Raw genomic sequence first — 4,403 nt, 5'->3', positions numbered from 1 at the left:
TTGCCCTGAACCTCCTCCGCCTCCGCGGAGTCCGAAAAGTCAAGGAAACCCTCGAACACATCGCCGGAGACCGCCGCCGGACACTCCAATTCATAGCCACTTAACGCAACAGGCCGTCACACCACGCAACCTTCGCGCAGCCCTGGGCGTCGACGTGGCAGGACTCGGGAAGCAGCTCGTCGAGGAGTGGCGGGTAGACCGGTGTCTTGCCGGTGGTGACCTCGGCTGGCCGGCGACCTTGGGCCAGTGCTCGAACGAAGAAGCGCCGGGCAGCGGCCTGGTCGCGGCGGGTGCTGGCCAGGACGTCGATGACCTGCCCGTACTGGTCGACCGCCCGGTACGGGTACGTCCAGCGGCCGGCGACCTTCACATAGGTCTCATCGACAAACCCCCTGTCCCCAGGCCGATGACGACACGCCCGGGCCGTCTCGGCCAGCAAGGGCGTGAAGCGCTGCACCCCGCGGTAGATCGTGACGTGGTCAACGTCGAGGCCACGTTCGGCGAGCAGTTCCTCGACATCCCGGTACGACAACGCGAACCGCAGGTACCACCGTACCGCCAGAATGATCACTTCCGGTGGGAACCGGAACCCCGCGAACTCCGACGCCGGAACCGGTGGACAGACACGACCTCGATGCATCAGCCGATATTCGCGATGCCGGACTCCGCCGATGCGACAGTGTCACGCCATCTCGCGCACCCACCAGCCACTCAGGGTAGTTGACAGCACAGGGGCGTCAGCGCCGTCAGCGACCAGGCGGCTGCCGGGCAGGCTCGCTGGCTGCGGGCTCGTGCCGGTCTACCCTATGAAGTCCGCTACCGGAAGAAGCGGCGCCTGGTGCTGGACATGCTCGACCAGATGACGGGCGAATAGGGGCTGGGTAAGCTGCCTGATGCGGGGCTGGGTAAGCTTTCGGTGATCCTGACAGTTGACGTAAAGGCGGGATATCTTTCAACTGAGCGTTCAGCCAATCTTCCACATGATGTGTTTCTACCTGCTTGGCAGCATTCTTCAGGCGCTCGCGTCGATCTTCCTTCTCCAAGTTCAGCGCCGTGTAGAGAGCGCCCGCCATCTGATCGATACTAAAGGGATCCAACGTGACGGCATACTCGCCGAGTTCTTCGTAGACGCCTGCCTTCTCTGACAGGGCCAGCACGCTGCAGCGTTGCTTGCGCGCCGCGACCTCCTTGGCCAGCAGCGCGACCTCCTTGGCCACCAGGTTCATACCGTCCGCAACAGGGTTAACCATGATCACATCGCAGATCGAGTACGCCGCGACTGCGAGTGGGAGATCCTCGACGTAGTGCAGATCGATGGGCTGCCACCCGTCCGGCGCGTACCGCGCGTTGATCTCGGCGACCTTATCATCGATCTTCTTGATGTAGTCGGCGTACGCGGGCACGTTCGTACGGCTCTTTTGCAGCAGTGCCAGAAAGCGGACCTTCCCGACCAGTTCAGGATGATTATCGAGCAGCTTGCCGAAGGCATCGAACCCGCGCACGGCGTTCTTGCTCGGGTCGGTGCGGTCCACCCGCAGGATGAGCTGAAGATCATCCGTCTGGAATTTCTTCTCCAGTTCGGAGATGTGTTTCTGCACTTCCTGCGTGCGTTGGATCTCTTTCAACGCCTCCGGGTTCACTGAGATCGGGTAATGGCGGACCCGGACGGTGCGGCCGTCTACATGTACCTCCAGCGTGTCCGGATTATCCGGGTCCCTCTCGACCCTAACGCCGGGCAGCTCTTGGGCGCACAGCGCAAAGTTACGTGCGGCGCTGCGGGTCTGGAAGCCGACGATGTCGTTGCCGAGCAGGCCCCGAAACAGCCGCTCACGGATATCCTCCGGGAGGATATGCCACGCCTCTGGGCTCGGCCAGGGAATGTGGATAAAATGCGTGATCATGGTATCCGGGCACTGTTCCCGGACCCGTTCGGCCACCAGATAGAAGTGATAATCATGCAACATTACCAACGCCTTGCTGTCGCGCTTACGGACCTCGTCGATGACTGCATCGGCATAGACGCGGTTTACCTCGGCGTAGCCGCGCTCGAAGGCGTCGCGTGTCTCCTGCGTGATCTCAAGTTGCCAGTCGTCACTCTTGTAGAGTTCGTGCTGGATGAACCACAGGATCGGGTTCGACCACACCTCGTAGAATTTGTGGTAGGCCTCCTTGTCGGTGTCGACCATCCGCATATCGATCTTCGGGCCCTCGGGCTTGCCGTCGACAACACGCGGTTGTATAGGGATTAAGCCGTCCTTGTGACGGGCGGCGGCGGTGACGTCCGCGTCGGTCAACGCCCCGCACACCCAGACGACCCCGTTCTCGCTGAGGCGTTCGGCGAGGCCGGACAGCGCCGACACGAGCCCACCGCTCCCGCGGTTAGTCTTCAGCTCCCCGGAACCGTCGCGGTAGTGACTCACCGGACCGCGATTGGACAACAACACCAGCGGCAGGTCGGTATCGGGCATGATTGTGCGGCCTCCTCAGTCGTTCGCGGAGGTGCCGGGACAGCTACCGGTTCCCGAACCTCCAGCGGCGCGACACCATCGGTGATCGCTTGATTGGAAAAGATGAACTAACAGGGCGTTCGATCCTGCGGGTTCTTTTTGGTTCGGGTTTAGGTTCCTCGCCAGGTGGGGGTGGTCTCGCCCGTTACGCGCCTGGCTGTATTGTGGATCATCGCTAGGTGGATCATCGCTTCGGAGCGGGCGGGGTGGGTTTCTGTAGTCACGGGCGAGACGTCGATGTGCGGTGATCCAGGCTGATGGGCCGGTCGCGCAGCGAGGTGCCAGCTTGAGCTGGTCCTTTTCCGCGCGGCCTCCCGCCGAACCGGACTTGATGGTTTCCCGATCATCCGGCTCCCAGTGACGCAGGACACCCAGCACCGTTGCGGCGCTCTGCATTACTCATACCTCCCGAGGCTGGGTTGTCCGATCATCTGGCCCCCTTCACCTTTCGGACCCAGGCCAGCCATCCGGCCCAGGAACCTCCCTCCAAGTCCCTCCCGGCTGAACCGGGGATACAACAGAGTGCCTTGCGGCGCACGGGGTGCGTTCGACGATCCACCTTTTCTCGAGAACCTCGAACGTGCGTTGGCCGGGTCGCTTCCGAACGATCAGAACGGTCTTCCAGAACGGTCTTCCTCAGGTACTGGCCCGCCCACTGGACGAACTGTCCGGCGAAGCCGCCATCGGCAAAGATCAGGACGATCACTGGCCTGCCCTCGTCCTTCTCCTCGAAGACTATTCACAGCACACAGAAACAAGATCCAAAGCGAGTTCTTAGACAACCCTGGCTTCCGCGGAGTCGCTAACGGATGCACCCGTTAAATACTTTGTTAAATTGAGTTTGTCTCTGGCGGGTCGAGCGGGCGTGGTCGTAGCTGGCTTCGTACTCGGATGCGTCGAAGGGCATCACCGGTGGTGTCTGGAGGTGCAGCAGGTTCCACCCGTCGTTGGCGGCGAGCACGGTGAAGTCGGTGAGGCGGCCGAGACCCGGTAGTGCGTAGCGCACGTGCCTTCCCACGGGTGGGTGGATGCCGACAGCAGCAGGTGCGGACGACCGCCCAGGAAGGCGCGTACCCCTCAGGTCGCCGAGATCCGGAAGAACCCCGGGCGGCGTGCGTGTGGTCGCTGTGCGGGGGAAGCCCGGGTCGGCAGCCATGCAGGGGTGTCCGCATCGGACGTGTTCAGTGATACGCCGCGCACCAGCCTGATGCAAGCGCTTGCAAGTACTGTCGAGGTCGGCGTACCGTTCCCGACATGATCTAGGCCACCTGGTGGATGGGCCAGGTGGGGGTTCTGGCGGGTGCGTCGGGGACGAGGAGGGATCCGGGATGGGCAACAGCATCAAGAACGTGACCGCGTTAGCGGGCGCTTCCACGGCGACGGTGTCGCGGGCGTTGCGTGACGCTTCCGGGCGTCCCCGAAAGCGTCCGACTACGGGTCTGGGAGGCTGCCACGTGGTGGGCTGTCACGGGGCGCTGGGGCATCGACCCTCGCACGGATGCTGGCGACCGGGTGGATGTCGTGTCCAGGTGCCGTATGTGCAGCGCTACCTCCGCTACCTCGAGAATCCGTTCGACGAGCCACCGCCAGCCAAGATCAGATCTGTGGTGGCGGACATTCGCGCCGCGCTGGCCGTGCCTGAATAGGAGGGACCTTTTCGTGTTGATCATCGCTCTGCAGTCGTTGGCCGCCATCGATCCGCTCGTGCCCAACCCGCGCCCCCAGGCACCCGAGGGGGTGCAAGAAACCGTGAACATGGTGGTGGGCTGGTTGAAGTACGGAGGGTTGGTCGCTGGTATGGTTGGACTGCTCATCTGCGCGATCATGATGGCGCTCGGTCGTCGGAACCGCTCCCAGATGAGCGTGGAGGGCGCGGCCGGTGTGCCGTGGGCGCTC

General features: G+C 63.0%; 3 protein-coding genes and 2 pseudogenes. 1 reads left to right on the top strand and 4 read right to left on the bottom strand.

What is annotated here, in order from left to right:
- Positions 1 to 145: 145 nt before the first annotated feature.
- The 4 genes and pseudogenes from AC08OX_RS09540 to AC08OX_RS09525 form a co-directional block, all read right to left on the bottom strand.
- Positions 146 to 640 (bottom strand): annotated as a pseudogene (locus AC08OX_RS09540) (IS6 family transposase); the annotation flags it as partial.
- Positions 641 to 746: 106 nt separating this feature from the next.
- Positions 747 to 2,468, bottom strand: coding sequence for an alpha,alpha-trehalose-phosphate synthase (UDP-forming) (locus tag AC08OX_RS09535; protein ID WP_476607475.1), 1,722 nt, complete (start codon positions 2,466 to 2,468; stop codon positions 747 to 749).
- Positions 2,469 to 2,617: 149 nt separating this feature from the next.
- Positions 2,618 to 2,759, bottom strand: a pseudogene (locus tag AC08OX_RS09530) (IS5/IS1182 family transposase); the annotation flags it as partial.
- A 550-nt stretch (positions 2,760 to 3,309) separates the two neighbouring features.
- Positions 3,310 to 3,513 (bottom strand): hypothetical protein, encoded by a 204-nt coding sequence (locus AC08OX_RS09525; RefSeq protein WP_476607474.1) that lies wholly within the window; start codon positions 3,511 to 3,513, stop codon positions 3,310 to 3,312.
- A 653-nt stretch (positions 3,514 to 4,166) separates the two neighbouring features.
- Here AC08OX_RS09525 and AC08OX_RS09520 point away from each other — a divergent pair.
- On the top strand, positions 4,167 to 4,403 hold a 237-nt coding region (locus tag AC08OX_RS09520), incomplete at its 3' end, for a hypothetical protein (protein WP_476607473.1).

This window comes from Frankia sp. CoBUL1, from assembly GCF_978021245.1.
The sequence above is the reverse complement of the archived record's forward strand: the minus strand, read 5'-3'. Positions and strand labels throughout refer to the sequence as shown.

Bases quoted from the DNA above. Each gene is read 5' to 3' on its own strand.
- AC08OX_RS09535 (WP_476607475.1), bottom strand. From the start codon at position 2,468: ATGCCCGATACCGACCTGCCGCTGGTGTTGTTGTCCAATCGCGGTCCG.